Origin of the sequence: Porphyromonas sp. CAG:1061 (genome assembly GCF_000435035.1) — a bacterium.
GTDB lineage: Bacteria > Bacteroidota > Bacteroidia > Bacteroidales > Porphyromonadaceae > Porphyromonas_A > Porphyromonas_A somerae.
In genome coordinates, this window is the sequence record NZ_HF988933.1 from 7,082 (window position 1) to 7,709 (window position 628).

The window sequence follows — 628 nt, forward strand, 5'->3', positions numbered from 1 at the left end:
CTCCCTCCGGAATAATAAGCTCAGGACCTTCCTGACTGGCTTCTCTATTGCTTGGGGAATCATTATCCTCGTGGTGATGCTGGGAGCTGGTAAGGGGGTGGAGAATGGTATCCGCACAATGGTCAGTGCCGTAGGTGCCGACCAAGTGAAGATGGGGGTTTACTTCAATCAGACACAGACGGCGTACGGTGGCTATCAAGAGGGGCGACAGCTATTCATCACTCGCAATCAATTGGATTACCTTAGGGAGGTGTTTAGTGATCGGGTGACTTTAATGGAGCCTGAGTTTTCTTTCTTCTCTAATGGGAGTACCTCCTTTGCTTCTCAAATGCTGCAAATACGGACCATTGGTTGGCCGGAGCAAAGTTTCGGCAAGTTGGAGTTGCGAGCAGGTCGGCTCTTTACGCCTCAAGAGCATAATGAGCAGGAGCGGGTAGTGCTCATCTCGGATGGGCTAGTATCGAAGCTATTTGCCTCGGGCGTGGATCCTATAGGCGAACTTTTTACGGTGTTTGGAGCTACCTACCGGATCGTAGGGGTGGTTAAGTCGCCTTCGCCCTTCTTCGGAACCGCCTTTATACCACTGAATACATTTGAAGGAATCCGGCCCAATGACTTTGTGCAGATC

General features: G+C 50.8%; 1 protein-coding gene. It reads left to right on the plus strand.

Translation table 11 applies throughout. The features are described 5' to 3' along the window. On the plus strand, positions 1-628 hold a 628-nt coding region (locus QVO39_RS06875; protein WP_288171892.1), incomplete at both ends, for an ABC transporter permease.